21 protein-coding genes are annotated in these 17,785 nt (G+C 37.4%); all 21 read left to right on the forward strand.

The window, feature by feature from the left end:
* Positions 1-54 precede the first annotated feature (54 nt).
* Positions 55-2,118, forward strand: a complete 2,064-nt coding sequence (locus J7E63_RS06155; protein WP_215010727.1) for a peptidoglycan D,D-transpeptidase FtsI family protein — start codon at positions 55-57, stop codon at positions 2,116-2,118.
* A 278-nt stretch (positions 2,119-2,396) separates the two neighbouring features.
* Positions 2,397-3,314, forward strand: a complete 918-nt coding sequence (locus tag J7E63_RS06160; protein WP_215010685.1) for a phosphate ABC transporter substrate-binding protein — start codon at positions 2,397-2,399, stop codon at positions 3,312-3,314.
* 80 nt (positions 3,315-3,394) lie between these two features.
* Complete coding sequence (gene pstC, locus J7E63_RS06165; RefSeq protein WP_214713380.1) at positions 3,395-4,315, forward strand: phosphate ABC transporter permease subunit PstC; 921 nt, start codon at positions 3,395-3,397, stop codon at positions 4,313-4,315.
* Positions 4,315-5,202, forward strand: coding sequence for a phosphate ABC transporter permease PstA (gene pstA, locus J7E63_RS06170; protein WP_215010686.1), 888 nt, complete (start codon positions 4,315-4,317; stop codon positions 5,200-5,202). Before pstC ends, pstA begins: the two co-directional genes overlap by 1 nt.
* Positions 5,203-5,218: 16 nt before the next feature.
* Positions 5,219-6,040 carry a phosphate ABC transporter ATP-binding protein PstB gene (pstB, locus tag J7E63_RS06175; protein ID WP_215010687.1) on the forward strand — a complete coding sequence of 274 codons (822 nt, stop codon included), beginning with the start codon at positions 5,219-5,221 and terminating at the stop codon, positions 6,038-6,040.
* A 12-nt stretch (positions 6,041-6,052) separates the two neighbouring features.
* Positions 6,053-6,826: a phosphate ABC transporter ATP-binding protein PstB gene (gene pstB / locus J7E63_RS06180; protein ID WP_214713383.1), complete on the forward strand. Its 774-nt coding sequence runs from the start codon at positions 6,053-6,055 to the stop codon at positions 6,824-6,826.
* A gap of 13 nt (positions 6,827-6,839) precedes the next feature.
* Positions 6,840-7,499 (forward strand): phosphate signaling complex protein PhoU, encoded by a 660-nt coding sequence (gene phoU / locus J7E63_RS06185; protein ID WP_215010688.1) that lies wholly within the window; start codon positions 6,840-6,842, stop codon positions 7,497-7,499.
* 218 nt (positions 7,500-7,717) lie between these two features.
* Positions 7,718-8,269, forward strand: coding sequence for a DUF4912 domain-containing protein (locus J7E63_RS06190; protein WP_215010689.1), 552 nt, complete (start codon positions 7,718-7,720; stop codon positions 8,267-8,269).
* Positions 8,262-9,521 carry a glycosyltransferase family 4 protein gene (locus J7E63_RS06195; RefSeq protein WP_215010690.1) on the forward strand — a complete coding sequence of 420 codons (1,260 nt, stop codon included), beginning with the start codon at positions 8,262-8,264 and terminating at the stop codon, positions 9,519-9,521. Before J7E63_RS06190 ends, J7E63_RS06195 begins: the two co-directional genes overlap by 8 nt.
* A gap of 14 nt (positions 9,522-9,535) precedes the next feature.
* Positions 9,536-10,198, forward strand: a complete 663-nt coding sequence (locus J7E63_RS06200) for a hypothetical protein (RefSeq protein WP_215010691.1) — start codon at positions 9,536-9,538, stop codon at positions 10,196-10,198.
* Positions 10,199-10,259: 61 nt separating this feature from the next.
* Entirely contained in the window at positions 10,260-10,409 is a 150-nt protein-coding gene (gene rpmG, locus J7E63_RS06205) for a 50S ribosomal protein L33 (protein WP_066064234.1), read from the forward strand.
* Between the two features lie 56 nt (positions 10,410-10,465).
* Positions 10,466-11,032, forward strand: a complete 567-nt coding sequence (locus tag J7E63_RS06210) for a 5-formyltetrahydrofolate cyclo-ligase (RefSeq protein ID WP_214713388.1) — start codon at positions 10,466-10,468, stop codon at positions 11,030-11,032.
* A complete protein-coding gene (locus J7E63_RS06215; RefSeq protein WP_215010692.1) occupies positions 11,029-11,817 on the forward strand; it encodes a DUF92 domain-containing protein in 789 nt (262 codons plus the stop codon). The genes J7E63_RS06210 and J7E63_RS06215 overlap by 4 nt, the downstream gene beginning before the upstream one ends.
* A 59-nt stretch (positions 11,818-11,876) precedes the next feature.
* A complete protein-coding gene (locus J7E63_RS06220; protein WP_215010693.1) occupies positions 11,877-12,830 on the forward strand; it encodes an L-lactate dehydrogenase in 954 nt (317 codons plus the stop codon).
* A 93-nt stretch (positions 12,831-12,923) separates the two neighbouring features.
* On the forward strand, positions 12,924-13,118 hold the full coding sequence (locus tag J7E63_RS06225) for a hypothetical protein (RefSeq protein WP_088088978.1): 195 nt from the start codon (positions 12,924-12,926) through the stop codon (positions 13,116-13,118).
* A gap of 163 nt (positions 13,119-13,281) precedes the next feature.
* Positions 13,282-14,610, forward strand: coding sequence for a rhomboid family intramembrane serine protease (locus tag J7E63_RS06230; protein ID WP_251033391.1), 1,329 nt, complete (start codon positions 13,282-13,284; stop codon positions 14,608-14,610).
* Positions 14,611-14,617: 7 nt separating this feature from the next.
* Entirely contained in the window at positions 14,618-14,842 is a 225-nt protein-coding gene (locus J7E63_RS29515) for a tetratricopeptide repeat protein (RefSeq protein ID WP_251033392.1), read from the forward strand.
* A 78-nt stretch (positions 14,843-14,920) separates the two neighbouring features.
* Positions 14,921-15,133: a YqgQ family protein gene (locus J7E63_RS06235; protein ID WP_088088976.1), complete on the forward strand. Its 213-nt coding sequence runs from the start codon at positions 14,921-14,923 to the stop codon at positions 15,131-15,133.
* 5 nt (positions 15,134-15,138) lie between these two features.
* Positions 15,139-16,110 (forward strand): ROK family glucokinase, encoded by a 972-nt coding sequence (locus J7E63_RS06240; protein ID WP_215010694.1) that lies wholly within the window; start codon positions 15,139-15,141, stop codon positions 16,108-16,110.
* A 133-nt stretch (positions 16,111-16,243) separates the two neighbouring features.
* Positions 16,244-17,377 carry a YqgU-like beta propeller domain-containing protein gene (locus J7E63_RS06245; RefSeq protein WP_215010695.1) on the forward strand — a complete coding sequence of 378 codons (1,134 nt, stop codon included), beginning with the start codon at positions 16,244-16,246 and terminating at the stop codon, positions 17,375-17,377.
* Between the two features lie 86 nt (positions 17,378-17,463).
* Positions 17,464-17,781 (forward strand): MTH1187 family thiamine-binding protein, encoded by a 318-nt coding sequence (locus tag J7E63_RS06250; RefSeq protein WP_088088973.1) that lies wholly within the window; start codon positions 17,464-17,466, stop codon positions 17,779-17,781.
* Positions 17,782-17,785 lie beyond the last annotated feature (4 nt).

Here is a 17,785-nt window from a genome sequence, read left to right on the forward strand (position 1 = left end):
ACTTTGAATAATAAAAAGAAAAAAAAGAAGGAACATGTTCCATTTCGTTTAAACATGTTATTCTTTGTCGTGTTTTTGCTATTTTCTATCCTTATACTTAGACTTGGTGAATTGCAAATCGTATTTGGTGATGATTTTAAACGTGAAATTGAACGGACGGAAGATATTACTGTTAATAACCCTGTACCAAGGGGAAAAATGTTCGACCGCAATGGTAAAATCATTGTTGATAATACACCCTTGAACGCGATTACTTACACAAAATATCAACAAACCACCCAAAAGGAAATGTTGGAGAGCGCGGCAAAATTAGCAAAAATCATTAACAAAGATACATCGAAAGTTCCTGTTCGTGATAAAAAGGATTATTGGATTTTAAAACATCCCAAAGAAGCAAAAGCAAAAGTTACGAAAAAAGAATGGGCATTATATGAGCAAAAAAAATTGGATGATAAGCAAATTTATAAACTTCAGATCGATCGAATAACTGAGGATGAAGTAAACAGTATTATTGGAGAAGATCTTGAAACCCTTGCCATCTATAGGGACTTTAATAGTGGTTATGCCTTGACGCCACAAATTGTTAAAAATAAAAATGTTACACCTAAAGAATTTGCGATTGTTAGTGAAAACTTAGAAAACTTACCTGGTGTTGATACAACAACTGATTGGGAACGAAAGTATGTTTTCGGTGATACATTAAAATCCATATTAGGAGATGTAACTTCCTCCGAAGCAGGGATTCCCAAGGAGCAATTAGAAAAGTATATGGCCCGTGACTATAGCCGTAATGACCGAGTTGGAAAAAGTTATCTTGAATTAAAATATGAAGATGTATTACATGGTCAAAAGGCAAAAGTGAAAAATGTAACGGACAAGTCCGGTAAAATACTTTCAACTGAAGTAGTTTCAGAAGGAAAAAGGGGTAAGGATCTTGTTTTAACAATTGATATGGATCTTCAGAAGAAGGTAGAAGATATCATCGAAGAAGAAATGTGGAGTGCAAAGCAAAAACCAAATACCTCCCTTCTAGATCGAGCCTTCGTCGTTCTGATGGATCCCCATACCGGTGAAGTCCTATCACTGGCTGGAAAACAAATTGGTAAAGATAAAAATGGAAAAACAGTCATGAAGGACTTTGCAGGAGGAAATATTACCACTTCTTATAACGTTGGGTCAGCAGTAAAAGGGGCGACGATATTAACTGGATATAAAACTGGGGCAATACAACCAGGCTCTACACAACTAGATGAGCCTTTGAGAATAGCTAGCTCACCTGTCATGTCATCATGGAGGACATTTGGCAGGATAAATGATTTAAGGGCACTACAGGTCTCCTCCAACGTATATATGTGGAAAACTGTTATTGCGATGGCAGGTGGCCAATATAGACCAAATCAACCGCTCCCATTAGATTATTCTGCCTTTGATACTATGCGGCAGTCATTTAGTCAATTTGGTTTAGGTACGCGTACAGGGATTGACTTACCTAATGAAATGAGCGGCTTTCCAGGTCCTGAAAGGACTCCTGGTTTACTTCTTTTCCTTTCGATTGGTCAGTATGATACGTATACACCAATCCAACTCGCGCAGTACGTCTCCACAATCGCAAATGGTGGGAATCGGATCCAGCCGCATCTGGTTAAGGAAATTCGCGAACCGGAAATGGAAAATAATGAATTGGGTCCTATTGTTGAGGAAATTCAGCCGAAAGTATTAAATCGTTTAGATATGAAGCAATCTTGGATTAAGCGGGTTCAAGAAGGATTTCGGATGGTTATGCAGGTGGGTGACGGTACAGCTGTAAGTTACTTTAAGAGCGCAGATTATCACCCTGCAGGAAAGACCGGAACAGCACAGGCATTTTATGACGGCGCTGATAAGTCAAAGCGTGGGACTGAAGTAATGAACCTAAGTCTCGTAAGTTTTGCACCGTCTAATAATCCAGAGGTGGCAATGGCTGTTGTCGTACCGTGGGCATATCAAGGGAATAGCGGGCCAAGCATCAATAATTTAATCGGCCGAAGAGTCTTGGATGCTTATTTTGACTTAAAGAAAGAACGTCAAGATACAGAAAAAAATGCAACCTCTGATCAACAGGAAGTAAATAACGAATAAACCCAAAACAGTAGTCAAGCTGATCATTAATATTACTGAAACACCTGTCTCAATTTGAGGCAGGTGTTTTTTATTATTAAGATCATCTACTCTGCATTTATTAAATTTTTTATGGACAATATATATCTAGAGAATTTTATCGATTTACACAAACTCAACATATCTTTACAAAACCTTTACATTCAATTAAAACTCGGTTAACAGTTTAGTTTTATTCTTAGACATGTAAGGCAGAATAAATAACAAACAAACCAAAATACACAGGGGGAATTAAACAAATGAAAAGCTTTAAGAAATTTGGCCTATTACTTACTCTAGCAGCATTAATGGTATTTGTTGCTGCTTGTGGTGGAGGAGCCTCTACTGATAAAAAAGATGAAGCTGCTAATAAAGATAATAAAACTACAGAACTTTCTGGCTCATTAACCATTTCTGGTTCCTCTGCAATGCAACCATTAGTTGCCGCGGCTGCTGAAGAGTTTATGGCTGAAAATCCAAATGTTGATGTTCAAGTAAACGCGGGTGGGTCTGGTACTGGCTTATCACAAGTTGCTGAAGGATCTGTGCAGATTGGTAATTCGGACGTATTCGCTGAAGAAAAAGAAGGTATCCCAGCTGATCAGCTTGTTGACCATAAAGTAGCTGTGGTAGGTATGACAGCAGCTGTTAACCCTAAAGTTGGTATTAAAGATATTAAAAAAGAAGATTTAATTAAAGTTTTCACTGGAAAAATCACAAACTGGAAAGAACTTGGCGGAAAAGACCAGAAGATCGTTCTTGTAAACCGTCCGGACTCTTCAGGAACACGTGCAGTATTCAATAAGTTCGCCCTTGATGGAGCAACACCTGCTGAAGGGATTACGGAAGATTCTTCAAACACCGTTAAAAAGATTATCAATGAAACTGATGGTGCAGTGGGTTACCTTGCATTCTCATACTTCACTGACGAATCGGTGGCTCCACTTGCAATCGATGGAGTAGAACCAACTGAAGAAAATGTGCAATCTGGTAAATTCCCAGTTTGGGCATACCAACACTCTTATACAAAAGGTGAAGCAACAGATCTTGCAAAAGCGTTCCTTGACTATTTAATGTCTGACGATATCCAAAACACACTTTTAAAAGAACAAGGATATCTACCAGTAACAAAAATGAAAGTTGAGCGCGATGCTAAAGGAAATCAAAAAAACCTATAAAAACAGGTTGAATAATGAAAGGGTAAATGCAATTAAGCATTTACCCTATTATGACGTATTTTAGGGGTGTTTGGTGCATTATGGAAAAGTTAGTTCCTGCAAAAGACAGATTGTTAAGGTCTAAGAAAAATTGGCTCGATGGGGAATTGCGCGGGAAAATTCTCGTTATCTTGTGTGCTGTCATCATGATATCAGCAACCATCTCGATAACTATTTTCCTTGGTTCAAAGGGTTTACAATCTTTTATCAAAAATGGTGTAAGTCTTATTGAGTTCATAACCAGTACCCACTGGAATCCTACAAATCAAGCGAAACCTGAATATGGGGCTTTACCGTTTATTTTTGGTTCCTTTGCGGTAACCTTTCTTGCAGCAATAGTGGCAGCACCATTAGGTATTGGCGGAGCGATTTTTATGACCGAAATTGCACCCTCATGGGGAAGGAAAATTTTACAGCCAGTGATAGAGCTTTTGGTCGGAATTCCATCTGTAGTTTATGGCTTCATCGGGCTTACAGTGTTAGTACCATTTATCAGGGAACATGTGGGCGGACTTGGTTTTAGCTTGCTCTCAGGTACCATTGTATTATCAATCATGATTTTGCCGACAGTAACTACAATTGCAACGGATGCGATGAGTTCACTGCCTAAAAATCTTCGTGAAGGTTCGTATGCTTTAGGTGCTACTCGCTGGCAAACTATAAGAAAAGTTTTAATACCTGCTGCATTACCTACCCTCTTGACTGCTATCGTTCTTGGGATGGCAAGAGCATTTGGAGAAGCTCTTGCGGTACAAATGGTCATCGGTAACGTAAGAGACTTACCAACAAGCTTATTAGACGCATCAGCAACCTTAACGACAATTATTACTCTTAACATGGGCCATACAACCTACGGTAGTGTAGAAAATAATACTCTTTGGTCAATGGGCTTAATTTTATTAATCATGTCGTTTGCGTTTATTCTCCTCATTCGCTACCTTTCGTCAAGGAGGAAAATGTGATGAACAGTAAAACTGCAGATCGGATTGCCACAGGAGTATTTATAGCCATTGCAATCATAATCATTTCTATATTAGTTGGGTTATTTTCATATATTTTGATTAATGGATTTAAACATATTTCGCTTGACTTTTTAACCTCTCCGTCAAGCAATGTACGTGCGGGCGGGGGAATTCGTGACCAATTGTTCAATTCGTTTTATATATTATTTATTACGATGTTAATTGCCCTTCCGTTAGGTATTGGCGGGGGAATATATATGGCTGAGTATGCTAAGCCGGGGAAAATTACAGACATTGTCCGTTCTTGTATAGAAGTTCTAGCCTCTTTACCATCCATAGTCATTGGGATGTTTGGTTTATTAATGTTCGTTAATTTAACAGGCTGGGGCTATACCATTTTAGGAGGAGCCTTAGCCTTAACGGTTTTTAACCTGCCTGTAATTGTAAGGGTGAGTGAAGATGCGATCCGTGCCGTCCCAAGTGATTTGAAAGAGGCTAGTCTAGCCTTAGGGATTACCAAATGGCATACGATAAAAACCATTTTATTACCAAGTGCTTTTCCGACGATATTAACAGGTGCGATTCTTGCTGCAGGTCGTGTATTTGGTGAAGCCGCTGCATTATTATTTACAGCCGGTCTTTCAACACCAAGACTCGATTACGCAAACTGGAATCCATTTTCACCTCAATCACCGTTGAATATATTTCGTCCAGCAGAAACGCTTGCAGTTCACATTTGGTCTGTAAATACACAAGGGTTAATTCCAGATGTGGAAGAGGTTTCTAATGGTTCAGCTGCTGTTTTAGTAATATCGGTATTAGTATTTAACTTATTAGCTAGGTGGATAGGAAGCATGATTCATAAAAAGGTAACAGCATCAAAATAAGGGGCGGGGAGATAGGATGGTTACAGCATTTAAAGAAGAATCGACCGAAAATCAAGCTGTTCAGTCTAACAGCCAGTTGCAAAAGGAACATATCTTAAAGGTAAATAATCTAGAAATATTTTATGGAGAAAAACGAGCTGTCAATGGGATTTCACTTGATATTGAAAAAAATTCCGTTACAGCACTCATAGGCCCTTCAGGCTGTGGTAAATCCACTTTTTTAAGAAGTATTAATCGAATGAATGACCTGATCCCTGGAGCAAGGGCGGAGGGAGAAATCATATATGAAGATCTCAATATTCTGTCGGAACAAATAAATGTCGTTGCTCTCCGTAAGGAAATCGGCATGGTTTTTCAAAAGCCCAACCCATTTCCAAAATCAATTTATGAGAATATTACACACGCCCTTAAATTTGCTGGAATCAAAAAGAAAAGCAAACTTGATGAAATGGTGGAAGTGAGTCTGAAAAAAGCAGCATTATGGGAGGAAGTAAAGGACAGGCTTCATAAATCGGCTTTGTCACTTTCTGGCGGGCAGCAGCAACGACTTTGTATTGCAAGGACGATTGCGATGAAACCGACTGTCATGCTCCTTGATGAACCATCCTCGGCACTAGACCCGATATCCAATGCTAAAGTTGAGGATTTAATTGTTGAGTTAAAAAAAGAGTATTCTATTATTATTGTCACCCATAATATGCAGCAGGCATCACGTATTTCTGATAAAACAGCCTTCTTCTTGAGCGGTGATATAATTGAATATGATCATACGGAAAAAATCTTTACCAATCCATCTGTTAAAAAGACAGAGGAATATATCTCTGGAAGGTTTGGATAAGGGGGAAAAGTTGTGGCAATACCAACATTAACCAGACAAGTATTTGATGTCAAAGACCTGAATTTATGGTATGGAGAGCATCATGCGTTAAAAAACATCAACTTTCCAATTGACAAAAAAGAGGTCACCGCTATCATCGGTCCCTCGGGCTGTGGAAAATCTACATTTATCAAAACTTTAAACTTAATGATTAATATGGTCCCAAATGTAAAAATGACGGGCGAAATTAATCTAAATGGGCAAAATATATTAGACAAGAAAATGGATCTCGTCGAACTACGAAAACATGTTGGAATGGTTTTTCAGAAGGGAAATCCTTTTCCACAATCTATCTTTGATAATGTTGCCTATGGCCCAAGAGTCCATGGTATCACTAAAAAGAAGCATCTAGATGAGATTGTCATTAAATCACTGATGGATGTAGCTTTATGGGAGGAAGTAAAGGATCGTTTAAATGCTCCTGCTTTAGGTCTTTCTGGGGGACAACAGCAAAGGCTATGTATTGCAAGAGCACTTGCAACGAAACCTGAAGTGTTGTTAATGGACGAACCTACTTCAGCATTAGACCCAATTTCTACGTTAAAAATTGAGGAAATGATCTTAGAATTAAAAGAAAAATATACGATTGTTATTGTTACCCATAACATGCAGCAGGCATCAAGGGTTTCAGATAAAACAGCTTTCTTTTTAATGGGCGAATTAATCGAATTAGATTCAACTTCGACAATTTTTTCTAATCCTAAAGACTCACGGACTGAAGGATATATTACAGGAAGATTCGGATGATGAGGTGTCTACTATGAGTACGAGGACAAATTTTGATAATAATTTAAAAGAATTAAAAGATCTTCTATTAAAAATGGCTGAAAAATCGGAGCACGCTATCCAAGAATCGATGATTGCCTTAATAAATCAGGACATGGAAAAGGCGAAACAGGTAATTGATGGTGATAATGAAATCGATGAGTTAGAATATGAAATTAATGATAAAGCATTATTATTAATTGCAAGACAATCACCAGTAGCCACCGATCTTAGGAAAATTAATGTGGCATTAAAGGTTTCGTCTGAGGTTGAACGTTTTGCAGATATAGCAGTAAATATAGCAAAATCGACCATCCATATTGGCAAGGAAGAGCATTTTAAAGAAATAATAGATATACCAAAAATGATGGAGATGGCCTTAGAGATGGTTTCTGATTCCATAAAAGCCTATTATTCAGAAGATGTTACGTTGGCAAAAAAGTGCGCGGAAAAAGATGATGCAGTGGACAAAATGTTTGGAAGCTTAATCCAAGAGTTATTGAGCTATATCCCACAAAATCCAAACTCAACAAATCAAATTATTCAATTAGCGTTTGTATGTAGATTTATTGAAAGAATCGCAGACCATTCAACCAATATCGCAGAGCATGTTATTTACCTTGTGACAGGTAACCGCGTTAATTTAAATGCCTAATGATAAATAGTGTTTATTAAAGATAAGGATTTTTATGCCTTATCTTTTTTTATTTTATAAGGTAAAACGATTGGCATTTACTATTAAAGTCTTTCAAGAAACGACAATTTGCGTTTATTGTGCGCGGTTGAATCTGGTGGTACGATTAAATTATCATGTATTAAGCATAATTTGGAATTTGGTGCATATATTGATTGTTTGCAGAAATGGAGGAAGACATGATTAATGAGATTAGTAACCTAAAAGGAGATGGAAGAAATATCACTAACAATCCATCTGCAGATTTTATTCCAATTAAAGGTGAGTTGGCCGCAAAGCTTGTTCCCCCCCGCAAATTGCTTCTCTTCTGGGAAGTTTCCGATATACCCAAAAAAATGATTGAACTATTTTTTAATCTTAGCTTTGAGAGTCTTATCCCTGTTGTTCGGATCTATGATGTAACAGATTTGGTTTTTACTGGAAAAAACGCTCACCATTTTTTTGAAATCGCAGTTCCTTATCAGAAAGGACATTGGTTCATAAAAGGATTGGTTGCAAATCGCAGCTATATAGCAGAATTAGGGATTACTATTTCCAATCAGGAATTTTTCCCCCTATTTCGTTCCAATTTCATTCAAACTCCAATGATGGAAATCCCTAATGGAAATGAGATGAATCATGATCTAATCCAACTCAAACAGCATGAAGAGCAGCCGCCAAAGTGGATTGACCATGTTAGTACGTATAGTTATTACGTGGAATCAAAAAACATGGAGGATATAAATGGATAATATATTCTCCCAACTAGATGATTTTCATAAAGCCTCATCGAATAAAATGAAATTAAAAATACTGATGCTTTGCTGGGAATATCCGCCTAATATTGTTGGCGGTCTTTCAAGGCATGTATTTGGATTATCCGTTTATTTGGCAGAAAAAGGACATGAAGTTCATGTTTTAACGGCGATAAATGGTAATCTTCCATCATTTGAAAATATGGATGGCGTAAATGTTCATCGAGTCAAACCAATAAACCAATACGATGATAATTTTCTTTCGTGGATAGGTGGACTTAATTTAGCTATGGCTTTCAAGGCAGAAAAATTATCAGAGGAAGTCCATTTTGATATCATTCATGCACATGATTGGCTTGTTGGTTCAGCCTCGATTGTATTGAAAGAATCACTGAAAATCCCACTACTAGCGACCATTCATGCGACAGAGTATGGAAGGAACAACGGTATTCATACTCAAATGCAACAGTTTATTCATAAAAAGGAACAGCAATTAATTGGCGAATCCGATCAAATTATTGTTTGCAGCGATTACATGAAAGATGTTCTCAACTCCGTCTTTAAGGCGAAAAATGAAAAGATAGCCATTATTCCAAATGGTATTGAACCTGTCTTGAATGAACTTGATACAGAGGAAATATTTCCGGAACTTAAGGATCAGAAATACATTTTTTCAATTGGTAGAATCGTAAAAGAAAAAGGATTTGAAACCATAATAGAGGCAGCTTCGATCGCAAAAGAGAGGGAAATAGACTGCTTTTTTGTGATAGCAGGAAAAGGACCGATGCTTGAAACATATCGAAGACAAATTAGGTTGCGAAATTTAGAAAGCCATATTGCATTTGTGGGATATGTTACTGATGAGCAAAGGAATTCACTCATTGCTGGAAGTGAACTAGCAGTCATTCCTAGTTTATATGAACCTTTCGGAATAGTGGTACTTGAAACGATGATCTTAGGTAAACCAACGATTGTATCCAATACAGGTGGGATGAAGGGTATTGTGAAGCATCTACATACAGGATTACTAATGACCCCTGGGGATGCAGAGAGCATGCTCGAACAAATCGACTTTCTAATAAATCATCCACTTGAAGCTGAAGAAATTGGCAAAAAAGGAAGACAAATTGTGATAAGCCTGTATGGATGGAAACGTATTGCATCCGAAACAAGCAGGGTAATGGAAGATACTGTATTGAACAAACGCATTCATACTGATGCACAGAAAGAAACACCAAATAATTTATAAAAAGGTGTAAAACGATGACTCTAACTGAACAACAAAAATATAAACAGACTCCTGTCCACCAACTGCCGCCGGATACACTGCAATTTATTCCTGGTTTATGGGTAAACGGAAAGTATGTTTGGCTCCATGATTGTACAGAAAAGGTCTTTCAAGAGGAAGAAATAATTATTAAAGTGAAACAGGAGCAACCTCACTCCAAAGTTCGTTTTTCAAGTGTTTATGTCAGTAATCACAGCGAACAAACGAAAGAGATTAAGATCTTGGCTTTGCATTATTTTCCCAATGTTATTCAAGACAACCTAGCTTTTGTATCTCCAACAGATTATAGGATTTTTCACCTCGCCAATAAGAATATTTATTTAGTTAATGGAGACCTCAATGGAGTGGGTATGAAAGAATATACTGCCATGCCGCAGTGGAAGGTTTTTACAGATCAAATTTGGAGTTCACTTCAAAAGGGGAACTTGAATTATCTTCCCATGGCCAAAGGTCCAGCGGCCAGTATTTTTGCAATGAAAATGACGATAGAGTCGCATGGAATTGCTAAAATGAACACATGGACCATGACAGGTTCCAACAAAGGTGAATTGATTTCAATGGAGGAAGCACTTTTAAAGAAATTAACTGAAATGAATGAAAGTGTATTAACAAAAAAACATACTAGCATTTCCTTTTAAAAAATGATATTATGGAAAAGTCGTATGAAAGAAATGCTTAATTGTTTGGAGGGAAATAAACATGCGTGTGAATATTACATTGGCTTGCACTGAGTGTGGAGATCGTAACTATATTTCAACAAAAAATAAACGTAATAATCCAGATCGTCTTGAGCTTAAGAAATATTGCCCAAGAGAAAAACGTTCAACAGCACATCGCGAAACAAAATAAACAGTAGGGGCTTCCTGCTGTTTTTTTTGTTGTCTAAAAGTTAGGAGCTTACTAAAATGAATAATAAAAACTCTATTCGTAAGCAAATGAGAGAGACACTTTCAAAGCTTACAAAACCTCAATACGAAGATTATTCGTATAAAATTGCTTGTACACTTTATGAGGATGAAGCATGGAAACAAGCAAAAGTTATTGGATTAACGGTTTCAAAACAACCAGAAGTGGATACATATCAATTGATTCGCAAAGCCTGGGAATCAGGAAAACAAGTTGTTGTGCCAAAATGTGATCCAAATGAAAGACGTCTATCCTTTAGAACTTTAAATGAATTTTCTCAGCTGGAATCAGTATTTTATGGTCTATTTGAGCCGATTGAGGAAGTAACCAAGGAAGTTGACGCAGATAGGATTGACCTAATGATAGTTCCAGGTTTAGCCTATACAAAAGAAGGGTACCGTTTGGGTTTTGGCGGAGGCTATTATGATCGTTATTTACAAAATTACCACGGTATGACGATTTCACTTGCCTTTACCGATCAATTGGTCCCACAGTTTCTTGTTGAGGAGCATGATGTACCGGTATCCCAAATTATTACAAACCATGGAGTTATCAAAATAAAATGATCATAGCGATTTTGATTTTCGTTGGAATTCTATTGACAGGTGCGGCAGGTTATAAATCCAAATCCTTGACTAGATCAGGGGCCTTTGCTGCCATTTTAGTTGGACTTGCAGTGTTTTTAGGCTTCGGTGAAGATGGTCTTTTCCTGCTTGGGGTATTTTTTGCCTCTTCAAGTTTTTGGTCAAAATATAAAAGTAGTGATAAGAGCATAATAGAAGAAAAGCTTGCAAAAGGGGCTACAAGAGATTGGCGTCAGGTCGCTGCGAATGGAGGAGCGGCCGGGCTTTTCAGTATCATTCAGTATTTCAACAATGATATGATCTGGATAGTTGGCTTTATAGTATGTCTGGCTAGTGCAAATTCTGATACCTGGGCATCGGAAATCGGTAGTTTAAGCAAAAAAGAACCATTATACATACGTTCCTTTAAACGGGTTGAAAAGGGGACATCGGGAGCAATCAGTTTATTGGGAAGCTTTGCATCCCTTGCAGGTTCCTTCTTAATTTCAATCATAGGATTTTGGCTTTTTGATTTAAGTTATTTCTTAACAGCTCTTGTTTTCCTTTTTGGTTTTTTCGGAAATGTTATTGATACGTTGATTGGTGCCTTTTACCAACAGGTATATGTTTGTGTGAAATGCGGGATAGAGACTGAAAAAAAGAGGCATTGTGATTTGCCGACAAATAGAATAAAAGGGTCTATCTTTGTAGATAATGATATGGTGAATTTCCTTTCAGGTTTTGTTGCTGCTATGTCAGCGATAGGAGTCATTTATTTGAATAACTAATTTTTTTTTTGGATGAATGATATTGATATAGCAAAATACTTTTACATGGAGGAATGGTCATGTTTAATCGCGTGAATAGAGTGGCTCTCATTGGAACGGGATTTGTGGGTTCAAGCTATGCTTTTGCCTTATTAAATCAAGGGATAACAGAGGAGCTTGTCTTGATTGATTTAAATAAGGAAAAGGCAGAAGGAGACGCAATGGATTTGAATCACGGCCTTCCATTTTCTCCATCCCGGACGAAAATATGGTTTGGAAGTTATCAGGATTGTGGTGAAGCAGACCTAATTGTTATCACAGCTGGTGCAAACCAAAAGCCAGGGGAAACACGACTTGACTTAGTTGAAAAAAATACAAGGATCTTTAAAGGAATTGTCGAAGAAATTATGGCAAGTGGGTTTGATGGTATTTTCCTCGTTGCTACAAATCCGGTCGATATATTAACGTATGCAGTTTGGAAGTTTTCAGGGCTGCCAAAAGAGCGGGTAATTGGTTCTGGTACAATTTTAGATACAGCTCGTTTCCGCTTTTTGCTTGGCGATTATTTTGATGTAGATACGCGTAATGTTCATGCCTATATTATTGGAGAGCATGGTGATACAGAGCTCCCCGTATGGAGTCATGCGGATATTGCTGGTACTTCTATTAGTGAGTGGTCAAAAAACAAAACAGGGTTTAATCAAACGGACCTTGATCAAATCTTTTTAAATGTTCGTGATGCTGCCTACCATATCATTGAAAGAAAAGGTGCAACGTATTATGGAATTGCTATGGGTCTTGTCAGATTGACAAAAGCGATTCTTCAAAATGAAAATTCTGTGTTAACTGTTTCTGCCTATCTGGATGGGGAATATGGACAGAATGATATCTATATAGGTGTACCAGCTGTAGTTAATCGAGATGGAGTTAGGCAAGTTGTGGAGCTTAAATTGAATGACGAAGAGCAGGGGAAATTCGTTAATTCTGTGAATGTATTAAAGCAAACGATGGAACCGGTCTTTAAGAACTATTAATCAAACGGATTGAATTCTTATACTGTGAATTCAGTCCTTTTTTATGGATAAAATGATGGTCATAATCGCAAAATACTAGTAGGAGGGATGAGAATGTCTCGTATGTTAACATCCATATTGATGATTGGTTCTATTGGTTATTTTGGTTTCCGATACAGATACCGTCTTATCAATGTGCTACTAGGGTCTAGTTGGATGCGCAGGCTTGCGGTAGGCTCAGTTATGAGCTTCCCAGGTGTAAAACAAAAAATGATGCAATCGGTTTTTGGAAGACCATCTGAATGGTGAAAACCACAGATGGTTTTTTTTTATGGAGTAGACGTATCTCAATAAAAATAAAAAGCTTGATTGATTATTGTTACTCGAGAATCGTTTATAATGAAAGATATAAGAAAAAGAATTATCGCAGCTTGATATGGCCGTTTATTTTTACATAGGAAGCAGGGGGGAAATGAATAATAGAGAACGTTACATATTTTGGAAATTAGCGTATTCATTTATTTCAGATCATGGTTACCGTATTATTCAATTATTTGAAAACCAAAAAGAATTATGGCTAGAAAAAATAGAAAATAAAAAAGCACCGATCATTCGTCTGCTGCTCCATAATTTGGATTGGAGTAATGCTATGCAGCGTGATATTGAGTTTACTGCAGCAAATGGAGAGAGAGTCCGCAAGCAAATTGGTCGACATGAGTTAAATGTGGTCAATATTTATGTTAGTCAATTCCCACCAGTTGATGAATATGAATTTCGTCTCGCGAAACCTTTTGTCCATTCTGAAGGAAATAAAACGATGGTAAGCTCGATTCTTTTTGCACAAGGGGAATACGAAGCAGGTTTTCATCGTATTTCAGAGAGGCTTGGGGCTGAACTTCATTTTTCATTCAATGATGATTACTTAGAAGAGGATGTTGAGTCCGTTAAGAAAGCAGCATTGGATTATGCGATTAAGAAAGTTAAGACGGAAAGAGCAATTCTGTTGAATGGTAAACCAATATTTACGTATGTTTTCATTGCCATTCAGGTTGCTGTTTTTTTCTGGCTTCAGCTTCATGGTGGAAGCACCAATACTTCTACCTTGATTAAATACGGGGCCAAGGTCAACCAATTAATCGTTGAAGGGGAATGGTGGAGATTTATTACACCCGTTTTTCTTCATATTGGTTTTATCCATCTGGCAATGAACACCCTTGCATTGTACTTTCTCGGAACTGAAGTGGAAAGAATTTTTGGCAATCTTCGTTTTCTTTGGATTTACTTGTTTGCTGGAGTTACAGGTTTTATTGCCAGTTTCATCTTCAGTGCTAACTTATCAGCAGGGGCAAGCGGTGCTATTTTTGGCTGTTTTGGTGCATTACTTTATTTTGGAGTTATTTATCCGAAATTATTTTTCCGAACAATGGGATTGAATTTGCTTGTCGTTCTTGGAATTAACCTTATGGTTGGGTTCTCTGCATCGGGAATTGATAATGCAGGTCATCTAGGCGGGTTGGCAGGGGGATTCATAGCAGCAGGCACTGTCCACTTTCCAAAGAAGAACAAACTATGGCTGCAAATGTTGTTTTTTATTGCGTCTGTCGCACTGCTATATGGTTCTTTATCTTATGGTTTTAGCTCTTTAGGAAAATCACATGATGAAAATTCTAATTTGTTGATGGCCCATGAATATATAAAGCAAAATAACTACGATAAGGCCTACAACGTTTTAAAGGAATCGGAAGAAAATGCCGTCAATCTATCAGAGAACCTACTTTCTTCTATCCTACGTAGAAATTAAGAAGGAGATGCTTCCTGAAGCTAAAACACATCTACAAAAAGCAATAAAACTAGAACCTAGTTTTGATGAGGCTTTCTTTAATTTAGCTCTCATTAATCTTGAGCAAAAAGATCTGGAAGAGGCTAAAGGAAATATAGAACAGGCAATTAAGCTTAAACCGAATCAACAGGAGTATTCTGAATTACTACACGAAATTAATCGCCAGCTTCAATCCTCTGACGGAGGAGAATAGAATAACCAAATTATATTTCTGAAAAAAATATTGCTTGTACTATTATGTTCCTCTCAATTAAAATACAAGGAGATATAAATGAAAACTATTTATGATATTCAGCAATTTTTAAAGCGCTTTGGAACCATTATTTATATTGGTGAAAGAGTCGCGGACCTTGAATTAATGGAAATGGAGCTAAAGGAACTATATCAATCACAGCTGATAGAGCCAATGGAGTTCCAAACAGCTCTGTTAATTTTGAGGCATGAGATACAATTTCAAAAAGAAAAAGTCAAAAAAGATAGGTGATTCTATTGTCAAGAAAATGGATTGTTGGTGTTGACCTTGGTGGGACAACTACTAAACTAGCCTTCATAACAACTGAAGGTGAAATCGTTCACAAATGGGAAATACCAACGGATAACACAAATGAAGGACAAAACATTACAGGTAATATTGCTAAGGCAATTGATGAAAAACTTGCTGAACATGATCAATTAAAAAGTAATTTACTAGGAATTGGTATGGGGGCACCTGGACCAGTTAACTATGAAAAGGGAATTGTTTTAAATGTCGTAAATTTAGGCTGGCCAGATAACTATCCCCTAAAGGACCGTCTTGAAGCAGCGACCTCACTACCAGCAGCGATTGAAAATGACGCAAACTCTGCGGCATTGGGTGAGATGTGGATGGGAGCGGGCGCTGGAGCGAAGGACCTTGTTTGTGTCACTCTCGGAACAGGTGTCGGTGGCGGCGTAATTGTTGGCGGCAAAGTTGTTCAAGGCATTAATGGTGCTGCGGGAGAAATAGGTCATATTACAGCCATCCCATCGGGTGGTGCACCATGCAATTGCGGGAAGACCGGCTGTTTGGAAACGGTCGCTTCTGCAACAGGCATTGTTCGATTAGCTAAGATTGAACTAGCTAAGGGGATAAAAGGTGAATTATCTGAAAAGCTTGCTGAGAATGGCAGCATTACAGCAAAAGATGTCTTTGATGCAGCCCGTAATAGTGATGAATTGGCCCAATCAGTATTGGATGAGGTTTCCTTTCATTTAGGATTCGTATTAGCTAGTATTGCCAACACCCTAAATCCGGAAAAAATTGTTCTTGGCGGCGGTGTTTCAAAAGCAGGCGATATATTAGTAGATCCAGTAAAAAATAATTTTGAGAAGTTTGCTTTTTCACCCGTAAAGGATTCCACGAAACTTGCTTTGGCTACATTAGGAAATGATGCAGGTGTCCTTGGTGCAGCATGGCTAATAAAGAATAAATTAAATCAATAATCTCCAAAGGGAAAATCCGCAGTCATGCGGCTTTTTTCCTATTTAGTATTATTTGCTAAAAAGTTGAAACATTTTTGTCAAAAAAACGTAATAACCTATGAGAGCGAAAATGAGAGGAGGAAATATTGATAAATTGAGCCGGCAAAAAAGAAATTATCCTATTTTTCTGATCCTCCGTTTAATTTTTTTAATTCTCATTTTAACTGCATGTGCTCAAAAAGAGCAGTTGAAACAAAAAGTTACCGCTAAAAATGAAAAGCCTAAATCACCTGCTACTGCTCTAGGAAACGAATGGAAATTACCTATTTCCATCCCTGATGGTGAATTTTATAAATTCGTCGGCTGGCTTTCTGGAACCCAAGTCCTCTACATTACAAATCTAGAACAAACTTCAAGTGTCTATCAGTACAATCTTTTAACAGGTAAAAGTGAACTAATTTATAAAAGTGAATATCCCATAGTCAACGTCCAAATTAGTCCTTCAAAAAAGAGAATGTTAATTCATACCTCGCCGTCATCATACGAAGGAGTAGTTACAATTATAGATATAAAAGGGAAGGAACAATTGAAAAAATCTTTTGCTTCCTATGAATTAGCTTTTGAGTGGAATCCTTATAAGGAATCAGAGATTCTGATCACGAAATTTAATGAGGATTGGAGCTTTCAAGTATTATTATTAGATCTAAATAAGTCAAACACTACCGAACTTACCTTGCCCCAACCTTTTATAAAATGGAAGGGTGAGAACGAGGTTGCCTTCATTAATTGGGATGAAAATAATCCTTCCTTATTTGCACCACTTATTGATAGAAGTTTAGAAAATGGGATGGAAAAGACACTGTTTTCTTCAGCAATCGATTTTTCCGAATTTCGAAATTTGCTCGTGACTGTCTCTGTTAATGAACAAGATCAATCGATGGCCAACTATTCATTTTTTGACAAAGAAATGAAAAAGCTATTCACGTTTTCTATTCCACAACTTACAAATTATTCAGATTGGTTAGTTCCTTTCTATGACTATAATGAGCAGAAGGGACAATTTTTTACCTTTAGTCCTGTCACAAGTGGTGAAGCGGATTCCTATACAGAGGGCTTCCAACTCCTAGCTTATAATCCAAAGAACGGAAGTAGCAGCATAATCATGGATGGGTTAGAAAATGAGCCCATTCTTTTATCTCCTACTGGTGATGCACTTTTGTACGGGAATCAGTTTGAAAAAATTATCGATATTAAGGCCAAGAAAATATATGAGCTGATAAAAGAATGACAATACGGTTGTCATTTTTTTATTTTATCTCCCAATATGATAAAATCACGTTGTGATGAAAATATAGGAGAGGAAGGTAATAGTGCATGGCCATTGTAGATGTAGCAGTCATTCCAATTGGTACGGAAACACCAAGTGTCAGTAAATATGTGGCAAGTGTTCAAAAAGTTTTGAGGAAATATCAAGAAGAAGGGAAGATTCGTTTCCAATTAACACCGATGAATACCATAATTGAAGGTGAATTACCTATCCTTTTTGAAGTAATTCAAGAAATGCATGAGGTACCCTTCTCTGAAGGAATCCAGCGGGTCGCTACAACGATTCGTATTGATGACCGAAGGGATGTTAAGCGTAGTATGGAATATAAAGTAGAGCGGGTAACCACACTGTTAAACGAGGGATAGAAAA

It is taken from the genome of Bacillus sp. ISL-75 (genome assembly GCF_018613095.1).

Coding starts and splice junctions, on each gene's coding strand:
- J7E63_RS06155 (WP_215010727.1), top strand. CDS start 55: ATGTTATTCTTTGTCGTGTTTTTGCTATTTTCTATCCTTATACTTAGA.
- pstC (WP_214713380.1), top strand. CDS start 3,395: ATGGAAAAGTTAGTTCCTGCAAAAGACAGATTGTTAAGGTCTAAGAAA.
- J7E63_RS06200 (WP_215010691.1), top strand. CDS start 9,536: ATGACTCTAACTGAACAACAAAAATATAAACAGACTCCTGTCCACCAA.
- J7E63_RS29515 (WP_251033392.1), top strand. CDS start 14,618: ATGCTTCCTGAAGCTAAAACACATCTACAAAAAGCAATAAAACTAGAA.
- J7E63_RS06215 (WP_215010692.1), top strand. CDS start 11,029: ATGATCATAGCGATTTTGATTTTCGTTGGAATTCTATTGACAGGTGCG.
- phoU (WP_215010688.1), top strand. CDS start 6,840: ATGAGTACGAGGACAAATTTTGATAATAATTTAAAAGAATTAAAAGAT.
- J7E63_RS06250 (WP_088088973.1), top strand. CDS start 17,464: ATGGCCATTGTAGATGTAGCAGTCATTCCAATTGGTACGGAAACACCA.
- pstA (WP_215010686.1), top strand. CDS start 4,315: ATGAACAGTAAAACTGCAGATCGGATTGCCACAGGAGTATTTATAGCC.
- J7E63_RS06210 (WP_214713388.1), top strand. CDS start 10,466: ATGAATAATAAAAACTCTATTCGTAAGCAAATGAGAGAGACACTTTCA.
- J7E63_RS06230 (WP_251033391.1), top strand. CDS start 13,282: ATGAATAATAGAGAACGTTACATATTTTGGAAATTAGCGTATTCATTT.
- J7E63_RS06160 (WP_215010685.1), top strand. CDS start 2,397: ATGAAAAGCTTTAAGAAATTTGGCCTATTACTTACTCTAGCAGCATTA.
- J7E63_RS06225 (WP_088088978.1), top strand. CDS start 12,924: ATGTCTCGTATGTTAACATCCATATTGATGATTGGTTCTATTGGTTAT.
- J7E63_RS06190 (WP_215010689.1), top strand. CDS start 7,718: ATGATTAATGAGATTAGTAACCTAAAAGGAGATGGAAGAAATATCACT.
- rpmG (WP_066064234.1), top strand. CDS start 10,260: ATGCGTGTGAATATTACATTGGCTTGCACTGAGTGTGGAGATCGTAAC.
- J7E63_RS06195 (WP_215010690.1), top strand. CDS start 8,262: ATGGATAATATATTCTCCCAACTAGATGATTTTCATAAAGCCTCATCG.
- J7E63_RS06220 (WP_215010693.1), top strand. CDS start 11,877: ATGTTTAATCGCGTGAATAGAGTGGCTCTCATTGGAACGGGATTTGTG.
- J7E63_RS06235 (WP_088088976.1), top strand. CDS start 14,921: ATGAAAACTATTTATGATATTCAGCAATTTTTAAAGCGCTTTGGAACC.
- pstB (WP_215010687.1), top strand. CDS start 5,219: ATGGTTACAGCATTTAAAGAAGAATCGACCGAAAATCAAGCTGTTCAG.